This is a genomic window from Alkaliphilus metalliredigens QYMF, assembly GCF_000016985.1.
Classification (GTDB): Bacteria; Bacillota; Clostridia; order Peptostreptococcales; family Natronincolaceae; genus Alkaliphilus_A; species Alkaliphilus_A metalliredigens.
This window is the reverse complement of sequence record NC_009633.1, coordinates 3,430,863-3,449,002: the sequence shown is the minus strand read 5'-3', so window position 1 is coordinate 3,449,002 and position 18,140 is coordinate 3,430,863. Positions and strand designations below refer to the sequence as shown.

General features: G+C 39.2%; 13 protein-coding genes, 1 pseudogene and 2 riboswitches. Of the genes and pseudogenes, 13 read left to right on the top strand and 1 reads right to left on the bottom strand.

Features of this window, described 5'->3' with window-relative positions; genetic code table 11:
• Positions 1-9: 9 nt before the first annotated feature.
• The 12 genes and pseudogenes from gatC to carB all read left to right on the top strand — a co-directional run bounded on the left by gatC (position 10) and on the right by carB (position 15,089).
• Positions 10-294 (top strand): Asp-tRNA(Asn)/Glu-tRNA(Gln) amidotransferase subunit GatC, encoded by a 285-nt coding sequence (gene gatC, locus AMET_RS16650; RefSeq protein ID WP_012064480.1) that lies wholly within the window; start codon positions 10-12, stop codon positions 292-294.
• A 39-nt stretch (positions 295-333) separates the two neighbouring features.
• On the top strand, positions 334-1,809 hold the full coding sequence (gatA, locus tag AMET_RS16645) for an Asp-tRNA(Asn)/Glu-tRNA(Gln) amidotransferase subunit GatA (RefSeq protein WP_012064479.1): 1,476 nt from the start codon (positions 334-336) through the stop codon (positions 1,807-1,809).
• 2 nt (positions 1,810-1,811) lie between these two features.
• A complete protein-coding gene (gene gatB / locus AMET_RS16640; protein WP_012064478.1) occupies positions 1,812-3,242 on the top strand; it encodes an Asp-tRNA(Asn)/Glu-tRNA(Gln) amidotransferase subunit GatB in 1,431 nt (476 codons plus the stop codon).
• A gap of 243 nt (positions 3,243-3,485) precedes the next feature.
• Positions 3,486-4,811, top strand: a complete 1,326-nt coding sequence (gene glnA / locus AMET_RS16635; protein ID WP_012064477.1) for a type I glutamate--ammonia ligase — start codon at positions 3,486-3,488, stop codon at positions 4,809-4,811.
• Between the two features lie 103 nt (positions 4,812-4,914).
• Entirely contained in the window at positions 4,915-5,487 is a 573-nt protein-coding gene (locus AMET_RS16630) for an ANTAR domain-containing response regulator (protein WP_012064476.1), read from the top strand.
• Positions 5,488-5,641: 154 nt separating this feature from the next.
• A pseudogene (msrB, locus tag AMET_RS16625) lies at positions 5,642-6,091 on the top strand (peptide-methionine (R)-S-oxide reductase MsrB); the annotation flags it as partial.
• 277 nt (positions 6,092-6,368) lie between these two features.
• A complete protein-coding gene (argC, locus tag AMET_RS16620) occupies positions 6,369-7,409 on the top strand; it encodes an N-acetyl-gamma-glutamyl-phosphate reductase (RefSeq protein WP_012064474.1) in 1,041 nt (346 codons plus the stop codon).
• Positions 7,410-7,437: 28 nt separating this feature from the next.
• Entirely contained in the window at positions 7,438-8,658 is a 1,221-nt protein-coding gene (gene argJ / locus AMET_RS16615; RefSeq protein WP_012064473.1) for a bifunctional glutamate N-acetyltransferase/amino-acid acetyltransferase ArgJ, read from the top strand.
• A gap of 12 nt (positions 8,659-8,670) precedes the next feature.
• Positions 8,671-9,621, top strand: coding sequence for an acetylglutamate kinase (gene argB, locus AMET_RS16610; protein ID WP_012064472.1), 951 nt, complete (start codon positions 8,671-8,673; stop codon positions 9,619-9,621).
• Positions 9,536-10,735, top strand: coding sequence for an acetylornithine transaminase (locus tag AMET_RS16605; RefSeq protein WP_012064471.1), 1,200 nt, complete (start codon positions 9,536-9,538; stop codon positions 10,733-10,735). Before argB ends, AMET_RS16605 begins: the two co-directional genes overlap by 86 nt.
• Positions 10,735-11,817: a carbamoyl phosphate synthase small subunit gene (locus AMET_RS16600; protein WP_012064470.1), complete on the top strand. Its 1,083-nt coding sequence runs from the start codon at positions 10,735-10,737 to the stop codon at positions 11,815-11,817. Before AMET_RS16605 ends, AMET_RS16600 begins: the two co-directional genes overlap by 1 nt.
• Positions 11,818-11,861: 44 nt before the next feature.
• Positions 11,862-15,089, top strand: a complete 3,228-nt coding sequence (gene carB / locus AMET_RS16595) for a carbamoyl-phosphate synthase large subunit (RefSeq protein WP_012064469.1) — start codon at positions 11,862-11,864, stop codon at positions 15,087-15,089.
• A gap of 109 nt (positions 15,090-15,198) precedes the next feature.
• Here the strand turns inward: carB and AMET_RS16590 are convergent, their stop codons facing one another.
• Positions 15,199-16,161, bottom strand: a complete 963-nt coding sequence (locus tag AMET_RS16590) for a CAP domain-containing protein (protein WP_012064468.1) — start codon at positions 16,159-16,161, stop codon at positions 15,199-15,201.
• Positions 16,162-16,323: 162 nt separating this feature from the next.
• Positions 16,324-16,447: riboswitch (SAM-I-IV-variant riboswitch) on the top strand.
• Between the two features lie 130 nt (positions 16,448-16,577).
• Positions 16,578-16,693: riboswitch (SAM riboswitch) on the top strand.
• 162 nt (positions 16,694-16,855) lie between these two features.
• Here AMET_RS16590 and AMET_RS16585 point away from each other — a divergent pair.
• Entirely contained in the window at positions 16,856-18,133 is a 1,278-nt protein-coding gene (locus tag AMET_RS16585; protein ID WP_012064467.1) for an O-acetylhomoserine aminocarboxypropyltransferase/cysteine synthase family protein, read from the top strand.
• Positions 18,134-18,140: the final 7 nt, after the last annotated feature.

The following is an 18,140-nucleotide window of genomic DNA, read 5'->3' as shown; positions in this document are numbered from 1 at the left end:
GCGAAAATCATGAAGGTAAATATTGAAACAATTAATTATATTGCAAAGCTAGCAAAACTAAAATTTACAGAAGAAGAGGCCATAGACTTTGCCAATGAGTTTGAAGGGATACTAAGTCATTTTGAGAGCATTGATAATGAAGACTTAACTGAGATAGATTTCAGTTCCCAAGCCTATACACAATCTGTTCTTAGGGAAGATATCTCAAAGAATTTTGAAAATAAAAAAGCATTATTAAAAAATGCCAAAGGAATGAAAGATAATTATATTGTCATTCCAAAGGTAATCGAATAGCAATTTTATAATATGTCAAGATATACGAGGAGTGATGAGATGAAAATCGAAGAAATGACAATAATGGATATTCGAAAAGGTTATGTACAAAAACAGTTTACAGTGAAGGATGTTGTTCAAGGATATATTGATCGGATTAAAGAACTTGATGGCAAAATCAATGCTTTTATTACATTATGTGAGGAAAGTGCTTTAATGGAGGCCGCTGTATTGGATGAAAAATTAAGTAGGGGTGAGGAAATTGGATTGTTGGGGGGGATTCCTGTGGCAATCAAGGATAATATGTGTACCCAGGGGATTAAAACCAGCTGTGCTTCCGAAATGCTAGCAGATTTTATCCCACCCTATGATGCAACCATTGTGAAAAAACTAAGGGCTGCGGGAGCGATTATTATTGGTAAAACAAATATGGATGAGTTTGCTATGGGTTCCTCTACAGAAAATTCAGCATTTAAGGTCACAAAAAATCCTTGGGACCTAACTAAAGTACCAGGAGGCTCATCGGGTGGGTCAGCTGCAGCCTTAGCTGCGGGGTTTGCACCATTAACCATTGGTTCGGATACTGGAGGGTCTATTAGACAGCCAGCTGCATTTTGTGGCACTGTGGGATTGAAGCCTACCTATGGATTGGTCTCACGGTTTGGGTTGATTGCATTTGCATCTTCTCTAGATCAGATTGGGCCCTTTACAAAAACCGTCAAGGACTGTGCACTAAGTCTTCAAGTGATGCAAGGGAATGATCCTCTAGACTCAACCAGTATCCAGCAAGAACCCATGGATGATTATGTAAAGGATTTGGACAAAGGAGTGAAAGGGTTAAAAGTAGGCATACCAAAGGAATTTTTCCAAGAGGGATTAAACATTGAAATTTCAGATTCAATCAAAGAAGCAATCAAAGTATTAGAGCAATTAGGAGCAGTGGTAGAAGAATTTTCCCTACCTGTGACAGATTCAGGACTATCGGCCTACTATATTATTTCTTCTGCAGAAGCCAGTTCTAATCTAGCGAGATACGATGGCGTGCGTTATGGACATAGAGCAGCAGTCTATGAGGGGATTGAAGAAATGATGTTAAATTCTAGAAGTGAGGGATTTGGTAAAGAGGTTAAAAGACGAATTATGCTAGGAACCTATGTCCTTTCATCTGGGTACTATGATGCTTACTATAAAAAGGCTATGGACTTTAGAAAGAAAACAAGGAATGTTTTTAAAAAAGCCTTTGAAAGCTATGATGTCATATTAACCCCAACATCTCCGGTGTTACCCTTTACAATTGGTGAAAAGACCGGGGATCCACTGGAAATGTATTTAGCAGACATTTATACAGTTAATGTGAATATTGCAGGGGTGCCAGCCATCTCCATTCCATGTGGATTTAGCAAAGAAAAACTACCAATAGGTCTACAGTTGATAGGGGACCACTATAGTGAAAAGAAATTATTACAAGCAGCCTATGGCCTAGAGCAAGAACTGGGGATTTTTAAAGAGATGCCACAACAAAGGGAGGTAAAATAATCATGTTTGAGACGATTATAGGACTTGAAATACATGTAGAACTCAATACAAAATCCAAAATATTTTGTGCTTGTTCCACTGAATTTGGTGCACCTCCCAATGGCAACACATGTCCAATTTGTACGGGTCTACCGGGAACATTACCTGTACTCAATGAGGAAGCTGTTAAGCTTGCAATCAGAGCAGGAAAGGCATTGAATTGTGAGATTAACACCATCAATAAGTTTGATAGGAAAAATTATTTCTACCCAGACCTTCCAAAGGCCTATCAAGTTTCTCAGTTTGACCTACCTATATGTGAAAAGGGCTTCATAGACATCGATGTAGCGGGACAGCAGAAAAGGATTAATCTCACAAGAATTCACTTAGAGGAAGATGCTGGGAAGCTCATTCACATGGAGGATCAACCCCTTACCCTGGTGGATTACAATAGAACAGGGGTACCATTAATTGAAATTGTGACAGAACCTGATATGAGATCCGCCCAGGAGGCAACGACCTTTCTGAAAGCATTAAAGGCCATATTAGAGTACGCAGAAATCTCTGATTGCAAAATGGAACAAGGATCATTGAGATGTGATGCCAACATATCCATTCGAAAAATCGGTCAAGTGAAATTGAATACTAGGGTAGAGATTAAAAATATAAACTCCTTCAAGGAGATTTTAAAAGCGATCCAAAAAGAAGAAAAGAGGCAACGAGAGCTCTATAGTTTTGGAGAGGAATACAAAATAAAGCAAGAGACAAGAAAGTGGGATAGTGCTAAAGGCAAGACCGTGCCCATGAGATCCAAGGAAGATGCCCATGATTATCGATATTTTCCTGAACCCGACTTACTTCCTGTTGTCATTAAGGAGGAGCAAATCCAAGCCATTAGCAAAGGGCTTCCTGAGCTACCAGAGAAAAAAAGAGAAAGATTTTTAAAAGTGTATGAACTAAGCGAAAAGGAAATAGACATATTGATTGCTCAAAAACCACTGGCAGAATACTTTGAAGAGGTTGTGGATTTAGGTACAAATCCTAAGGAAGCGGCTAATTGGATAATTGGTGAGTTGTTAAGAGCATTGAAGGAAAGAGAAGAGGAAGCCATACCAATTAAAAGTGAATATCTCGCTGGTTTAATAGACATCATTGATGAAGGTAAAATCAGTCGTTCCATAGGTAAAGAAGTATTTGAGGAATTGATCAATACTGATAAAAGTCCTGAAGAAATAATACAAGAAAGAGGACTCAGTCAAATTAGTGGAACCGATGAACTTCACAAAATCATTACAGATATACTTTCTAAAAATCCCCAGGCCATTGAAGATTATAAAAGTGGTAAGGCCCAGGCCTTTGGTTTTCTAATGGGGCAAACGATGAAGGCTTCTAAAGGCAAGGCCAATCCTCAATCCACAAAGAAGATTTTGGAAGAGAGATTAGGGCAATTATGATAGAAGATGACTTGTTGGCAGAAAATTAAAAATATTTCAAAAAAACGGTTGAAAAATCCTGGGATTTAGTATATTATTGTATACAATAATATACTAAATCAATGGGCAATGGCGTCCACGATTAAAGGATTAATAGATCCTTTCGTTGTGAACGCCTTTTTTGTTGTAAGAAATGATCATTTCTTATACCCCAATTGGTGCAGTTAAATTAATCTATCACTATGAAAAGGGGAGGAATTTACAATGAATCATAAGGAAGCGCTTTTGAAAAAAGCCAAGGAACTAGAGGTGGAGTTTATCCACTTACAATTCACTGATATTTTAGGTGTCATGAAAAACGTGTCTATTACGATTGAACAACTGGAAAAGGCTCTAGACAATGAAATTATGTTTGATGGTTCTTCTATTGATGGTTTTGTAAGAATTGAAGAATCGGATATGTATTTAGCACCTGATTTATCAACTTTTATTGTGCTGCCATGGACCGATAGTCCACGAGAGGCAAGGTTAATATGTAACGTCTATAAAACCGATGGAACGCCATTTCATGGATGTCCAAGAAATGCATTAAAGAAGGTAGTGAAGGAAGCATTAGATATGGGATATACAATTAATATTGGTCCGGAATGCGAGTTTTTCTTATTCCATACAGATGAGAAGGGTGAACCCTCTCTTCAAACCCACGATAATGCGGGATACTTTGATTTAGCCCCTGTGGACCTAGGTGGTAATGCTCGAAAGGATATGACAATGACCTTAAAGCAAATGGGATTTGAAATCGAAGCCTCTCATCATGAAGTGGCCCCTGGACAGCACGAAATTGATTTCAAGTATGCCGATGCCCTAGTAACAGCAGATAGAATTATGACCTTCAAAATGGTTGTACGAATTATCGCCCAAAGACATGGGCTGCATGCCACATTTATGCCAAAACCCAAGTTTGGAATCAATGGTTCTGGAATGCATATCAATATGTCCTTGGAAACAATGGATGGCAAAAACGCTTTTTATGATGACAAGGATAAATTGAAACTGTCAAAGGTAGCATATCACTTCCTAGCTGGGGTATTGAAGCAGGCAAAAGGGTTTGCCGCTGTAACAAACCCCACTGTCAATTCATATAAAAGGCTTATCCCAGGATATGAAGCGCCAGTGTTGATTGCATGGTCAGCCAGTAACAGAAGTCCCTTGGTGAGGATACCAGCTAAGAGAGGGAATTCTACAAGGATTGAATTAAGAAATCCAGATCCATCGGCAAATCCATATTTAGCATTAGCTGCTGTTTTAAAGTCCGGGATAGATGGCATTAAAAATGAAATTGATCCTCCCAAGCCAGTGGATAGCAATGTTTATGACATGGATGAACTTGAAATGAAAGAGAAAGGAATAGAAGGGTTACCAGCAAACCTATATGAAGCAGTTAAAATGCTTTCTACAAATGAGGTGGTTAAAGAGGCCCTTGGACAGCATATATTTAAGAAACTTACTGGAGCAGCACTATATGAATGGAATGAATACTCAAAGGATGTTTCCCAATGGGAGATAAATCGATATTTGAGAAAGTACTAGTAGTGATATAGATCAGTAATGTTGAGTTGTTTATCCATAAATAAGGAAAAGATGCACATCGAGTTTTGAAATATAAGGATGTTTTTCTATATGGGGTGGTGTGATGAGTGACAGTCGGATCTTAGTTGTAGATAGTGGTGAAACTTCTAGGAAGCAAATTTCCAATTTACTAAGTAAGCGGGGGTACAAAATATTCCAAGCAACTGATGGCGCCGGAGCCATCCGGATCGCTAGAAGTATTTTTCCTGATTTGGTCCTGATAGACACAAATTTGTGGGGAATGCATGCCTATGAAGTGGCTAGTATAATCGAAGCGGGTAGACTGTCCACAGTCATATTTATGACAAATCGTGTTGATGAGGTCCTTTATAATAAGTTGAAGGAAATGAATTTATATACCTATATTATCAAGCCAATTCAGCCTGAACAATTATATCGCGTAATCGAATTTGCCATTATAAACGCCAATAAGATGAATTCCTTAACAAAGAAAATACAAAAACTAGAAGATGCTTTAGAAGGGAGAAAGAAGGTTGATCGAGCAAAGGGAATTTTAATGGAGAAGCTAGGCATTATGGAAAATGAATCCTATCAGTTATTGAGAAAGCAAAGTATGGACCAATGTATATCAATTCATCAGATGGCTGAACAAATTATCAATCAGTATTGCAAATAAATCATAGGAAAAAGTCTCGTATAGTTGAGACTTTTTCCTGTTTTTATGTAAAATGTACATGTATTCATGAAAATGCACAAAGGAAGTGAATGATCACAGATAAAACAGGTATATTATAAATAAACAGTTCATTGTGAGGAGAGATTTCATGAAAGAAAAAACATATTACAAACCAAGTGAAAAAGAGCTAAAAGAAAAATTAACTGACATACAGTATCGCGTCACACAGGAAGGGGCAACGGAGAGGCCCTTCAAAAATGAGTATTGGGATCATCAGGAAGACGGTTTATATGTGGATATCAGTAGTGGTGAACCGCTATTTACATCCCAGGATAAGTTTGACTCCAGCTGCGGATGGCCTAGCTTTACCAAGACTGTGGAAGAAGAACGTATCGTTGAAAAGAAAGATAGGGGCCATAATATGATTAGAACAGAAGTGAAAAGTAAAGCGGGGGATTCACATCTAGGACATGTATTTCCCGATGGACCAAAGGAGGCTGGAGGACTAAGATACTGTATCAATAGTGCTTCCTTGAGATTTATACCTGTTTCAGAGCTTGAAAATGAAGGCTATGGGGAATATGTCAAGTTATTTGAAAAATAATAATAGTGACACTGAATCTTTTCTAAATGATTAATGGATAAAAAAACGCTAAATTCAGCTTAAATGCAGAATTTAGCGTTTTTTTTAGTCAATAAGAAGTTTATGTATGTAATAATAAAATATTTATACATATATATTTATAAAAATCCTGAAAAAGGTATTGAATTATCACGGGAAATGGTGTATTATTTATAAAAAGAAATGAATATTTATTCATCGGTAGAAATACTTATATACAGATAAACATAAACACTAACATAAATAAGGGGTGAAGGAAATGATTAAAGCGGGTATTTTAGGATCAACAGGATATGCTGGGGCAGAGTTAGTCAGGCTGCTGACGGGACATCCGGAGGTGGAAATTCAGTTCCTTGATTCCAGGAGCTACCATGGAAAAGCCTATGAAGAGGTTTATCCAAGCCTGAAAAACATCGTGAAGGGGAAATGTGCTTCAATTGACCTGGAAAATGATTTTGAGGGTATTGATATTTTATTTTGTGCTTTGCCCCATGGGTTAAGTCAAGAAGCGGTCAAACGCATGATGGCAAAGGGGAAAAGAGTCATCGACTTATCGGCAGACTTTAGAATAACGGATCCCAAGGTATATGAAGCCTGGTATGACGTCAGGCATCAGGCTCTGGGGGAATTAGGAAAGGCTGTCTATGGACTGAGTGAAATTTATCCTAAAGAGATTCAAGAAGCACAGCTAGTGGCCAATCCCGGGTGCTATCCAACCAGTATCGCACTGGCGTTATATCCTTTGTTAAAGGAAAATGTTATTTCTACAGAGTCCATCATTATTGATGCAAAGTCGGGTGTATCTGGTGCTGGTAGGAATTTAAACGATGGAACATTATTTTCTCAATGTAATGAGAATATCAAGGCCTATAGCATCGGGACACATAGGCACATACCGGAAATAGAGCAGGAGCTGAGTTTAGCAGCAGGAAAAGAGATGATAATTCAATTCACGCCCCATTTAGTGCCAATGAACAGGGGAATATTGAGTACCATATATACGACCAATATAAAAAATGTAAAAGAAAACGACATAGAAGCGATATATGCACATTATTACGAAGAAAAAAGATTTGTCAGGCTTTTAAAAGAAGGTAAATTACCTCAAACTAAAGCTGTCAGTGGGTCAAATTATTGTGATATTGGTTTTAAAGTAGACCCACGTACCAATGGATTAATTGTAGTCAGTGCCATTGATAACCTTGTAAAGGGAGCCGCGGGTCAGGCGGTACAAAATATGAATATGATGCTTGGCCTGAAAGAATATATAGGACTAGAGCAAATGCCAATTTGGCCGTAAATGGAAAAATTCGAGGAGGAATGACAAAATGAAAAATTTTGATATATATGAAGGTAATGTGACATCGCCAAAGGGATTTCAAGCCAGCGGGGTACATGTGGGAATTAAGAAAAAAAGAAAAGATATTGCTTTAATTGTCAGTGATGTCTTAGCTGAAGCAGCAGCTGTATTTACTACTAACAAAGCATGTGCGGCTCCTGTTAAGGTCTCCCAGGAAAATATAAAGGATGGTAAAATTCAAGGATTTGTGATTAATAGTGGCAATGCTAATGCCTGTACTGGGGATCAAGGAATGAAGGATGCATCTCAAATGGTAGACACAACAGCAGAAGCTTTGGGCATAGCAAAGGAAAATATCATTGTTGCATCAACCGGCATTATTGGCGTTGTAATGCCAATGAATCTGATCGTAAAAGGAATCAAAATGGCTGCCACAGCATTAAATTACGATGGGGGACTAGATGCAGGTGAAGGCATTATGACCACGGACACAACTGTGAAACAGCTTGCTGTTAGTTTGAAGATAGATGACCAGATAATCACAATAGGGGGAATTGCAAAGGGATCTGGCATGATTCATCCAAACATGGCAACCATGCTATCCTTTGTCACAACCGATGCTAAGGTAGAAGGAGCCTTTTTACAAAAGCTCCTGAAAGAGGTAGTGGATGATACTTATAATATGATTACCGTAGATGGCGACACCAGTACCAATGACATGGTGGCGGTGATGGCCAATGGTCTTGCGGAGAATAATGAGATTAATGAAAATCATCCAGAAGTGGAAAAGTTTATTGAAGCCTTTAAATATCTTAACGAATACTTAGCAAAATCTATTGTTGCCGATGGAGAAGGGGCTACGAAATTTATAGAAGTAGAAGTTGTGAATAGTCAAACAAAGGATGATGCGAAGTTAGCAGTGAAAAGCGTCTTAAGCTCTAGTCTGGTGAAGACGGCATTTTTTGGAGAAGATGGGAACTGGGGAAGAATTGTCTGTAGCGTCGGGTATTCAGGTGCAAATTTAGAAATGGAAAAGGTAGATGTATTTCTTTCAAGTCCAGAGATTCAATATCAAATTGTTGAAAATGGCCAGGGAACAAATGTTGAAGGAGAATTACTAGCTAAATTTTTAAAACGAAAGGAAGTCAAGGTTTTAATCGATCTTAAAATAGGAACTGAAAAAGCCAAGGGATGGGGCTGTGACCTATCCTATGAATATGTCAAGATCAATGGCGCTTATCGAACATAGGGGGAGAGGACAATGAATTTATCACCAAATCAAAAGGCAGATGTATTAATTGAAAGTCTCCCTTATATAAAAAAATTCTACAATGAGATTGTTGTGATCAAATATGGTGGCAGTGCAATGGTGAATGATGAGCTAAAGGAAAGCATTATTAAGGATATCGTGCTAATGAAATACGTAGGGATGCATCCTGTGGTCGTTCATGGTGGTGGACCTGAAATTACAAACATGCTGAAAGTATTTGATAAAGAAAGTAAATTTGTGGATGGACTTCGTGTCACTGACCAAGCCACAATGGAGATAACGGAAATGGTGTTGTTAGGAAAGGTTTGTCAAGAAATTGTGACACGGATCAATCAAAATGGCGTTCGGTCTATTGGGATCTGTGGCAAGGATGGAAGCATGATCAAAACTGTCCCAAAGGACCCTGAGCTGGGATTGGTTGGGGGAATCACAAGTATTGATACGGACTTAATCAAAACAATTATCGAAAAAGGTTACATTCCAGTCATTTCACCAATTGGGTGTGGCCCGGCAGGTGAAAGTCATAATATTAATGCCGATGAAGTGGCAGGAAAGCTAGCGGCTGCCCTAGGGGCAAAAAAGCTGATGTTAATTACCGATGTAGCGGGTGTGCTTCGAGATCAACATGATGAAGCATCATTGATTTCTGATATTAAAACCAATGAAATAGAAGAATATATTGAGACCGGTGTGATCAAAGGAGGAATGATTCCAAAGATCAGTTGCTGCTTTGATGCTGTGGCAAATGGTGTAGAAAGAGCACATATCATTGATGGAAGAAAGTCTCATTCAATGCTATTAGAGATATTTACTGACCAAGGTGTCGGAACAATGATTACACATGGAGGAGATCAAAATGGAAATTCAAAAAATAATAAACAATGGAAATCAATATTTAATGAGCACCTATGGGAGAACGCCTATAGCCTTCCTGGACGGTAAAGGAAGTACTTTGACTGATACAGAGGGAAACGAGTATTTAGATATGGTAGCAGGCTTGGCGGTTAATAGTTTAGGACACAGCCACCCGGCTGTGGTAGAGGCCATTAAAAATCAAGCTGAAAAATTATTGCATACCTCTAATTTATACTGGATAGAGGGCCAGGTAGCTCTTGCCCAGAAGTTAGTCCAAAATTCATTTGGAGATAAGGTTTTCTTTTGTAATAGTGGTGCTGAAGCCAATGAGGCCGCCATCAAACTGGCTAGAAAATATGCCTATAAAAAATATGGTAGTCATAAAAATGAAATTATTGCCATGACAGGATCCTTTCATGGAAGAACATTAGGGACATTAAGTATAACCAATAATCCAAAATACCAGGAGGGGTACGGACCCCTACCTGAGGGTTTCAAATTCAGTGAGTTTAATAACCTAGAGGCATTAAAAGGAGTCATTACAGAAAACACCTGTGGCATTATTATTGAACCCATTCAGGGTGAAGGCGGTGTCACGCCTGTGGAAGCCACGTTCTTAAAGGCTGTGAAGGAAATTTGTGTTAAAAATGATATTTTGCTTATCTTTGATGAGATACAATGCGGTTTAGGGAGAACGGGAAAATTATTTGCATATGAGAACTATGAAATTGAACCAGACATCATGACACTGGCCAAGGCATTAGCCGGTGGGGTTCCAATAGGTGCAGTCATTGCCACGGATGAAGTCGCAAAGGCATGGTGTCCTGGAGACCACGGCACCACATTTGGAGGAAATCCTTTAGTCTGTGCAGTAGGATTAGCAGTTATTGATACAATTTTACAGGAAAAACTTTCTGATCAAGCAAAACAAATAGGAATGTATTTTGCAGAAAAACTTCAGGGTTTTGTCAATCAGTATTCCTGGGTGAAAAAAGTAAAGGGAATGGGGCTCATCCTAGGATTAGAGCTAGAAATAGAAGGAACTCCCATTGTGGCAGAAGCCTTTAAGCAAGGAGTCCTTATTAACTGTACCGCAGGAAAGATATTGAGATTTCTCCCACCTTTGATTATTACAGAAAAAGAGGTTGACCAGACCATTAACACATTAGCTAAGATATTTAAGGAGATGGAGGGAGTATAATGAAGGCATATTTATTACTTGAGGATGGAACGATATTTGAAGGCAGTGCCTTTGGCAGCCATGAAGAAAAAATAGGAGAGGTTGTTTTCAACACCTCCATGACTGGATATCAGGAAATATTTACGGATTATTCATATGCTGGTCAGACTCTTGTGATGACCTATCCCATGATTGGAAATTATGGGATTAACAAAGAGGATGTGGAGTCTGCAAAGCCAATGATCAGAGGATTGGTCGTCAGGGAGTTTTGTAAGGGACCTAGCAACTGGAAGAGCGAAATGACCATAGAGGATTATTTGATCAAAAATAACATCATGGGGATTGAGGGAATTGATACCCGTATGCTTGTGAAGCATCTACGAGATCATGGTACCATGAAGGGGATTATCACCAAGTCATTAGATGACAAAATGGAGCTCATTGCTAAGCTTAAAGGAGAGGCAGCATTAGCTAAAAGCTTCACTGCCCAGGTTTCCACTCCAAAACCCTATGTGATTCCAGGAAAAGGACCCAAGATTGCACTGATGGACTTTGGTGTGAAGCTCAACATTATTAGAATTTTGCAGTCCTATGGTTGTGAAATTACGATACTACCCTATGATACTTCCGCAGACACAATACTAAAGATGAATGTGGATGGGATCTTTTTATCTAATGGACCTGGTGACCCCCAAAGTCTTCAGGTTGCAGTGAAAAACATCAAAAAATTAATGCAATGCAAACCAATTTTCGGGATTTGCATGGGACATCAATTGTTGGCACTGGCCTCTGGGGCACAGACCTATAAATTAAAATATGGTCATCGAGGGGCGAATCACCCGGTGAAGGATTTGATGACAAACAAAGTATATATGACATCTCAAAACCATGGATATAGTGTGGATGAAGAGACCATAGACGAACAACAATTTACTGTGACTCATAAAAACCTGAATGACGGGACGGTTGAGGGTCTGAGACATAAATATTTACCTGTTTTTAGTGTTCAGTATCATCCAGAAGCAGCACCGGGACCCCAGGAATCGAGATATTTATTTGATCAATTTTTAAATTTAATGTGTTCAGAACGAGAAGCAGTGTAAAATAACACTTGGCAATAAACAAAGAGGAAAGAGAGGGACGCATCATGCCGAAACACAAGCACATTAAAAAGGTATTAGTCATCGGATCTGGACCAATCATCATAGGCCAGGCAGCGGAGTTTGATTATGCAGGGACCCAGGCGTGTAAATCTCTGAGAGAAGAAGGGGTAGAGGTTGTCTTGGTCAATAGTAATCCGGCGACCATTATGACTGATGAAAATATAGCGGATCATGTATATATTGAGCCTTTAAATACAAGAGCCATAGAGCTCATTATTAAAGCGGAGAGACCCCAGGGAATTTTACCTACATTGGGTGGACAGACGGGTCTTAACCTAGCGGTAGCCCTCTACGAAGAAGGTATATTGCAAAAATATGGCGTTGAGCTCCTGGGGACTTCTGTAGACACTGTGAAAAGAGCAGAGGATAGACAATTATTCAAGGAGACAATGGAGAAACTAGGGCATACAGTTCCTAAAAGTGCCATAGTGGCAAAGGTAGAGGAAGCCATGGCATTTGGAGAAGAAGTGGGATATCCCCTAATCGTACGTCCTGCATATACATTAGGAGGGACTGGCGGTGGTATCGCATTAAACCAGGAGGAACTTCGCGGAATTGTGGTAAGAGGCCTACGTTTAAGTATGATCAATCAAGTGTTAATTGAACAAAGTGTTGCAAATTGGAAGGAAATCGAATATGAAGTCATGAGAGATCGAAATGATAACTGTATTACTATCTGTAATATGGAAAACTTTGATCCAGTGGGTATTCATACGGGAGACAGCATTGTTGTGGCACCCTCCCAGACCCTAAGAGATGAAGAATATCAAATGCTAAGAAGTGCATCCATTGATATTATTCGAGAACTAAAGGTTGAGGGAGGCTGTAATATCCAGTTTGCCCTGCATCCTGAAAGTTTAGATTATGTTGTCATCGAAGTCAACCCAAGGGTAAGTCGTTCCAGTGCATTGGCTTCAAAGGCTACGGGCTACGCCATTGCTAAGGTAGCGGCTAAAATAGCCATAGGATTAACCCTAGATGAGATCAAAAATCCTGTAACAGGAAAAACAACTGCATGCTTTGAACCCGCCCTAGACTACGTGGCTGTGAAGATTCCTAGATGGCCCTTTGATAAGTTCACCACAGGGGATCGGAAGCTAGGGACACAAATGAAGGCAACGGGAGAAGTCATGGCAATGGAAAGAACATTCGGAGCGGCTCTTTTAAAGGCCATCCGGAGCCTAGATGGAAAAGTATATCAGATGTTCCTTGATGGCATCGCAGATTTAGATGAAAGTGTGTTTAAGGAACGACTTTCATATCCAAATGACCAGAGATTATTTGCAATATTTGAAGCTCTGAGAAATGGATATTCAGTAGAGGACGTTCACAAAATCACCGCCATTGATCTTTGGTTCTTAAGAAGGATGAAAGATATTATCCTGCTAGAGATAAAGCTAAAGCAACGTGGATTCAATCTTGAAACAATCAAAGAATGTAAAAAAGCTGGATTTAGCGATGCGCATATTGGCAAAGTATTAGGGCATCCTGAAAAAATCCTTAGAAAATATAGAGATGATCATGAAATTAAACCAGTTTACAAGCTGGTGGATACCTGTGCAGGAGAATTTGAATCCACCACACCTTACTTTTATTCCACCTACGAACAGGAATGTGAAGTCAATAAGGAAAAGAAGAGAAAGGCAATTATACTGGGGTCAGGTCCCATTCGAATTGGTCAAGGAATTGAGTTTGATTATTGCTGTGTTCATGGGGCATGGTCATTGAAGGAACAAGGGATTGAAACAATTATTATCAATAACAACCCAGAAACCGTCAGTACGGATTTTGATACATCTGATAAACTATATTTTGAGCCACTAACTCCAGAGGATGTCATCAATATTGCTAAAATGGAGGATGTGGAAGGGGTTGTTGTACAATATGGTGGGCAAACTGCCATCAATTTGACTAAGCCACTTCATGAAGCAGGCATTAAGATTTTAGGAACCCCACCATCAGGAATTGACCTAGCGGAGGATCGCGAAAAGTTCAGTAAGCTATTGGTTGAGCTGAATATTCCACAATCCAAGGGGGTTATGGTCAGTGATATCAAAGAGGTAGAAGAAGCTGCAAAGGTTCTTGGGTTCCCATTAGTGGTCAGACCCTCCTATGTAATCGGTGGACAGTCAATGGAAATCGTAAGGGATGAGGAAGAGCTACTTTATTATGCAAATCATTTAACTGACTTTAACAAATACAATGCAATCCTAATGGATCAATATATTTTGGGAAAAGAAGTTGAAGTAGATGGCATTAGCGATGGCAAAGAGATTTTGATCCCTGCTATTATGGAGCATATTGAAAGAGCAGGAGTTCATTCTGGAGACAGTATGAGTGTCTATCCTGTTCAAAGCTTAAGTGAAAAAGTAGTAAAGGATATTGTTGATTACACCCAGAAAATTGCCATGGCCTTAGGAGTAGTTGGATTAATTAACATTCAATATGTGGTCAAGGATGAACAAGTAATGGTGATTGAAGCCAATCCAAGGGCATCACGTACTGTGCCTATTGTTTCTAAAGTGACTCGAATTCCAATGGTGGCTCTTGCAACGGAAGTGATGATGGGGAAAGCCTTAAAGGATCTGGGATATGGGACTGGAGTCGCAGCTCATCCTCCGTATATCGTGGTGAAAGCCCCTGTATTCTGTTTGGAAAAGCTAGGAGATGTCGATACGATGCTAGACCCAGAAATGAAATCCACAGGAGAGGTAATGGGCATCGGTTTAAATTACCAAGAGGCTTTACTAAAAGCCTTTGAGGGAGCAGGTTTTCACATTCCATCAAAGGGAAGGGTGCTGTTTTCCATAGCAGACCGTGATAAGACGGAAGCCATTGCCCTGGCAAGGGAACTAGAGGAACAAGGATTTGAAATCATTGCCACTTCAAGTACTGGCAAACACCTAGTAAAGCATGGGGTGCATATTAAAGAGGTGTTGGGCTCAAATGATGAAATATTAGAAGCCTTTAAGAGTGGATCCGTTGCAATGGTAATTAATACACCAACAAAAGGGAAGAAGATAGAGAGACAGGGTTTTCAAATCAGAAGACAATCCATTGATTATAGCATTTCTTGTTTTACATCATTAGATACTGCCTATCAATTTTTAGATGTCATTAAATTTGCAAAAACATACACATATCAAGTCATCAAGCTTTTTGAACCCCAAGCTATTGACAAGATTTCTCCTAAATTAAGTAATATTGTATAATAAGGTCTCCACAAAAAACGAGCAAGTGACTCAATTGAGTCACTTGCTCGTTTTTATGCGCAAGTGAAAAATAAAGATAGGATTCAAATAACTATATGGTTAAACAGCTCTATTGAGGTTTACTAATAAATACCTGTGTAAACAGTAAACCATATCGATCACTAGGAACGATACCGATGCCCAGGTGGGTAAAATCTGGACTTAGAATGTTTCTTCTATGTCCTGCAGAATTCATCAATGAAGTATGAGCCTGTTCCACTGAAGCGTTACCAGCTAGGTTTTCACCTGCATGTAAGTATTTCACACCAAAGCTTTCCAGCATATCAAAGGGACTGCCATAGGTAGGAGAGTTATGACTGAAATAGTTTTGATCTTCCATGTCCTGAGATTTAATTCGAGCTACTCTGGTTATTTCTAAGTCAACTCTTAAGGTAGAAAGACCATTTCGTTCTCTCTCACTATTAACAAGGTCGAACATTTGTTGTTCTTCCGCAGATAGAGCTCGAATTCCAGTGGTTTGGGGCTCCGGGTCTACCTGCTGTCCTGTTTGCGGTTGTTGTCTTTCATTTGGTGGTAGCGTAGGTTTCTCTTCCAGTCTTGGGGCTTCTTCAGGAGCCTCTTCTCCAGGCTGTGTCGCATCCTCATCAACCTGTCTCTGGGGAAGTTCTTCCTGCTGTTGATACATTGGTTGCTGTGTTTCATTGGGGGTAGTGGGGTGGTCCTCACGACGATCAGCACCTTCCCTTACTATAGGCATTGCATCAGCAGTTTCAATTCCACCCACTTGATTATTATCTAGTTGGACAATATACCAGTCCTGTGATTGATTTAGAACCCTAATCTCACTATCTTTTTCTAAAGTAGCAAGACTATCGAAGTCTCTTCCTAGTCCTGATTTAACATCTGCTGAATCAGCCGTCACTCGAGCAAATTCAACATCAGCTATATGAAAAATAGCGGAAAGGTTAGTCTCTCTAGGCTGATTATCTTGGGCTAAATGGTCCTGAGGTCCTCCGCAGGCAGTGGTAAGTAGAAGGGAAAAAGTTAATAAAAGCAAAGCTTTATTTCGCATATCATACCTCCGTTAATCAAATTTTATCTAAATGAGTCTCTTATATTATTTGCAAAAATAATGGTTATATGTCTTTAAATTAAATAAAGAATTTATTGAATATTTTAACTAAAGGGTATTTACAAGTTAATTCTTTTGTGATATCATAACTATAATTTAATAGAAACTTATCAAGAATTAGGGGAGAGAGTTGACTTGATGATCCTATACCAACCTACTAGAAAAAGTAAGGTGGTCCTGTTAACACACGATAAGGGGGTATAGTAAACCAATAATACGGTGAATATAATCTTCTTAACGATATGTTAAGAAGATTTTTCTATTTTGAAGAAATTGCATATTAAAAGTTTGAGTTGCTGTGGTAGCATCAGACGAATTGTATCTGGATTTACAAAAAAGTAAAAGCGAAATTGAATATCTTATCTAGAGAGGTGGAGGGACTGGCCCGATGAAACCCAGCAACAGCTAGCTTGAGGCATTAATCAAGCTTGAAATGTGCTAATTCCTGCAGCCCTTGGCTGAAAGATAAGGAGAGTATTTTCATCAATACCATTAAGGTATTTTGAAAAAGCCGCTTCTTATTAATTTAAGAGAAGTGGCTTTTCCTATAAGCACTTGAATCTTTAAGTGGGCCATGAGTCGATGCGAGAGCACCAGACGAATTTTTAACAAAACAAAACAAGGAGGAATTATAATGACAAAAAAATTATCTTTCGAAACATTACAAGTTCATGGGGGGCAAGTGGTTGATGGTACCACTAAATCTAGGGCAGTCCCAATTTATCAAACCACATCCTACGTGTTTGATGATGCACAGGATGCAGCAGATCTTTTTGCACTCAAGAAGGAAGGGAATATTTATACAAGGATAGGAAACCCAACAACAGATGTATTAGAAAAAAGAATCGCGGCATTAGAGGGTGGGGTAGCGGCTGTGGCTACGGCCTCAGGAATGAGTGCCATTACCTATGCTATCTTGAATGTCGCTAAGCCAGGAGATGAAATTGTGGCGGCGGCCACACTTTATGGAGGCACCTACACACTATTTTCAAATACATTTAAAAGGTTAAATATTAAAGTGGTCTTAGTGGATCCAGATGATTTTGAAGCAGTGGATCAAGCCATTAATGAAAATACCAAGGCTGTGTTCATTGAAACCATTGGAAATCCAGAAATTAATGTCATTGATATTGAAAAGATAGCTGAAATAGCCCATGACCATGGCATCCCATTAATCGTAGATAACACCTTTGCTTCACCGTATTTATGCAGGCCCATTGAGTTCGGAGCGGACATTGTGGTTCACTCCACAACTAAGTTTATCGGGGGACATGGAACTTCAATTGGAGGGGTTGTGGTAGATTCAGGAAAATTTCCTTGGAATAATGGAAAATTTGAAGAGTTAGTTGAACCGGATGAAAGCTACCATGGATTATCCTACTGGGATACATTTGGTGGCGCTGCATATATTGCTAGACTACGCACTATCTTATTAAGAGATATTGGGGCGGCCATCTCTCCTTTTAATTCATTTTTATTGATTTTAGGGTTAGAGACTTTATCACTACGAGTAGAAAGACATGTGTCAAATGCATTGGAAGTGGCAACCTACCTTGAGAAACACCCCCAGGTGGCATGGGTCAATTATCCAGGGCTTCAATCCAATAAATACTATGAACTTGGGCAAAAATATTTACCATTAGGATCTGGCTCAATTTTCACATTTGGTCTAAAGAGTGGCTATGAAGGTGGAAAAAAGTTAATCAATGAGCTTACTATTTTCTCTAATGTAGCCAATGTTGGAGATGCAAAATCACTGGTAATTCATCCAGCCTCCACCACTCATCAACAATTAAGCCAAGAGCAGCAACTATCAGCGGGAGTATTACCTGAACTTGTGAGAATCTCTGTAGGAATTGAAAATGTAGCAGATCTAATTGCAGATATTGAAGACGTGTTAGGAAAATTGTAAGGGGGGA